Annotated in this window: 2 protein-coding genes; one reads left to right on the top strand and one right to left on the bottom strand. The window is 63.4% G+C overall.

Annotated features, from left to right (window positions below; translation table 11 throughout):
• Positions 1-1186, top strand: a 1186-nt coding sequence (locus BG61_RS37880; RefSeq protein ID WP_035943363.1) for a LuxR family transcriptional regulator, incomplete at its 5' end; no start/stop codon positions are given.
• 534 nt (positions 1187-1720) lie between these two features.
• On the opposite strand, the gene BG61_RS37875 is transcribed toward BG61_RS37880, so the two are convergent.
• Positions 1721-3133, bottom strand: coding sequence for a DUF2252 domain-containing protein (locus tag BG61_RS37875; protein WP_081868333.1), 1413 nt, complete (start codon positions 3131-3133; stop codon positions 1721-1723).
• Between the last annotated feature and the right edge of the window lie 442 nt (positions 3134-3575).

Below are 3575 nucleotides of genomic sequence, written 5' to 3'. Positions count from 1 at the left end.
CGCGGCGCGCGCGATGCTCCTTGGCGAACCGGCACAGGCGCGGCGCGCGCAGCAACGCGTCCTGCGCAGCGAAGGGATCGAACCGGTCGGCAATTTGGCGCGATGGGGCGAGCACATCACAGGGTCGAGCTATATGTGGGAAGGCCAGATGCGCCTCGCTGAGGACGTTCTGAAGCCGGCGCTCGCGAGCGTCGAGGCCGAGCTGGGCCGTCGGCATCCGCTCAGCTGCATGTTCGCGGCGGCGTGCGCGGCAATTGCGTATGAAGACGACCGGCTGGATGACGCGGCGGCGCTGCTCGCCAACCGGCTGGACGTGCTCGAACGCGCCGCGACGCCGGAGACCGCGATGCTCGCCTATCTCACGGCGGCGCGCATGGCGCGCGCGCGCGGTAACGAGCACCGGGCCCTCGACATTCTGGAGACGATGCACGCGCTGGGCGTGAGCCGGCGTCAGCCCCGCTTGTGCATAGCGAGCCTGGCCGAGCAGGTCCGCATGCATGCGGGCCGCTACCGCAGTGAGACATGCCAGGCGCTGGTGCGCCGCATCGACGACATCCTGGCTCGCGAGTCGGGTCGCGGGCCCCTCTGGCGCGCGTCGGTCGCGCTGTTGCAGTCACTTTCGCACGCCGACGCCGCCATCGCCGCGCGTAGCTGGCAACAGGCGCTTGACGCGCTGGAAGCGGCCGGCAAGCAGTCCGAGGCGATGAACATGGGCCGCTACCGCATCGAGATCATGGCCTTGCGCGCATTTGCGCAGCAAGAGACGGGCGTGGATGCGACAGCCCTGCTGCTTGAAGCGATGAACCTCGCGCAGACCTTCAGGCTGGGCCGCACGCTGATCGACGCTCATCCCGCTCTCGCGGAATGGGCGCGCCGCGCAGCCGACACAGCCGATCCCGTGAGCGTCGGGCGGGCGCCCGTCGCCCTGCCGAGCGCGCGGCCCCACCCGCGGGAGACGGGCGGACCTCGCGCGGTGCCGTGCGTCGTCCTGACGCCCAAGGAGCGGGAGATTCTCGAACTGCTGGCGCGCAATCTGACGAACAAGGAAATCGCGCGCGCAGGCACGATCAGAGAGGGCACCGTCAAGTGGCACCTCAAGAACCTGTTCGGAAAGCTCGACGCAAGTTCACGCAAGCACGCGGTGCGCCGCGCAGTGGTGCTCGGCCTGCTGGAAGGCACTCAATAAGGACGGAACGCAACCTGCCACCGTCGCGCTGACCACGTCTGCGCCATCCACTCTCTCGCCGCGAGGGGCTCAAAGCCCTCTCCTCCGTATTCTTGCTGCACGATAGCCGCGCTACAGTCGGCCACCTACGGGCGTTGGCTCACGCTTTCACGCGGACGTTTGTACATCGGCTCCGTCCAGACGACGGCCCGCCATGAGCCTGCCCGAGTTAGGAGAAAGAGGCACCCGGCAAACGCAGCTCGCGCCGACGAGGAGAGTACCGAGATCCCGACGAGCAAGGCAGCGAGAAAACGACGTCTCGTCATGACATGTCCTTTGATCTGAACGGCAATCCGGAGAGTCAAACCGCCGCCGTTCAAGACTTAGGGCGTTTCGAATCAGTGATACCAACGTCCGTCGCGCCAACCTGCCCGTCGGCAGCGATCGCCTCCGACGCTCTTGCCTTAGCGCGCGCTGCCGCGCCGCTGAGATCGAGCACGCCGGATATCCCGTACATAAATAACGACAGCCAATTCGTGCGAGTGGTGCAGCACGCTACTCTTCAGCGAGAGCCTCCAGCCGGCCGGCAGCTACCGCCTTCACCAGCGCCGCGTGGTCACGCTCGGTCTGATCTGCATAGGCGAGGGAAAACGCGGCGATGGCCTCATCAAAGGTGTCGCCCTTGCCCAGATAGCCACTGATAGTCGTGGCATCTCCGGACTTGGCATGGGCGCGGGCCAAGGTCCAGCCGCAGACCCCGGCATAGCGTTTGAGCTGCCCCGCTGTGACTTCTTCGACGCGAACCGATATCTTCATGTCCCGCAACTGCCGCACAAAATAGTCATGGCCTCGCTGTCCGCGCAACCATCCTAAAAAGATGTCGCTGGAAGACTGCATCAGCCGTTGTCCCATGACGACACGCTGCCCCTGATTGTCATAGTGGCTCTTTCCCGTATAGGGTTCGAGGACCGACCGGCGCTGTTCCTTGAACTGGAGTATCAGCGGATGGTCTTCCTCGTCGAAAAACAGCCCGATGAAGCACCGAGTGCCGACGCTGCCAATACCCACCACTTTCAGGGCGAAGTCTTCCAGATGATAGCGATCCAGGAGGATACCGCGCTCATCGGACAGAGACTCCCGATAGCCGACGATTGCCTCACGAACCCGTTCCTCGAAGCCCGGGTCACTGACATGGAAGATGAGTGGCGGTTGATCGACCAGGCGGCGTCGCCCAGCCACTTCGCCGACAATCTTGGGGAAGAGATTTTCAACAACACGCTGGCGGGCTTTTTCTGCCAGTTGCTCGCGGTACTTTTTGACCTTTTCGTCGGGCGCCATTGCAATGAGGGTTTTCGCGTCCAGGCGCGTATACCAGACTTCCAGAGGGTTCATCCGGGAATACTCCCGCAGATGCTCCCGATAGGCGCGCGCACATTCCAGGACGGCTCCCCGGGAATCTGCATCCGGCAACTGGCTGTCGCGCCCTGCGACCGCGAAACTGACCGCCAACCGTTTCAGATCCCATTCCCACGGCGCCGGCAACGTTTCATCAAAGTCATTCAGGTCGAAGACTAGATTGCGTTCCGGCGTGGCAAACAAGCCAAAATTCAACATGTGGCAATCTCCACAGGCCTGCACCCGAAGACCTGTGCTTGGAGTCGTAGCGAGATCGTAGGCCATGAGCGCCGCTGAGCCGCGCAGGAACGTGAAGGGACTGCGTAGCATGCGGCCATACCGGATCGGGACCAGTTCCGGTAACCGATCCTGATTCGATTCTTCCAGGATCTCAATCGGGTCCCGTCGCTGGGCCGATGATTTCCAGTCGGCGTGGCTGCCGCGCGGCACGCTTTCGCGCAACGCCTGACCGGCGGCGAGGCGTTCTGTGCGGGAGCGGAGAACCGGGACGTTCCCCGAGATCTTTCTGACTTCGGCCTTCGCCTTCCCAGGCGCCTTCATCACCGTTTCCATGCCCGCCTCCTCCTGGCCGGCTCGCGCCGCGGATTGTACTTTCGCATGACGAACCGTCACGGTAGCCAGGATTGTTGGCGAGCACGCATACCACGGCGTTGGCACGCCGTCCGGCCCTTGGTGCTCGTACCTGACAGCTATCGTGCGGACTCGGGATGTCACGTCGACGCATTCACGCGTCGAAAGGTTCGGGTATCACGAAAAAAACTCAGCGATACCAAAATTAACTATAGCAGGTAGGCAGCAGGGCAATCGAAATCAACAACGATGACGGCTCGGGGCAATGCGTCTCGGCACCTCCATATCCGTGGCGACCGTCCGGCGGTTTCGTTCATTGCCAAGGACTTGCCAACTGACTCGAACGAATGACTGACTGTTGTACCTTGGAAGCTGCCGTTATGGGGGGCGGGTCCGGCGGCCGAAGAGGGTCGAACAGCGCCCG

This window comes from Caballeronia glathei (assembly GCF_000698595.1).
Classification (GTDB): domain Bacteria; phylum Pseudomonadota; class Gammaproteobacteria; order Burkholderiales; family Burkholderiaceae; genus Caballeronia; species Caballeronia glathei.
The sequence above is the reverse complement of the archived record's forward strand: the minus strand, read 5'-3'. Positions and strand labels throughout refer to the sequence as shown.

What these genes read in the sequence shown, in the direction of transcription:
- BG61_RS37875 (WP_081868333.1), bottom strand. Translation starts at nt 3,133, where the DNA reads ATGGAAACGGTGATGAAGGCGCCTGGGAAGGCGAAGGCCGAAGTCAGA.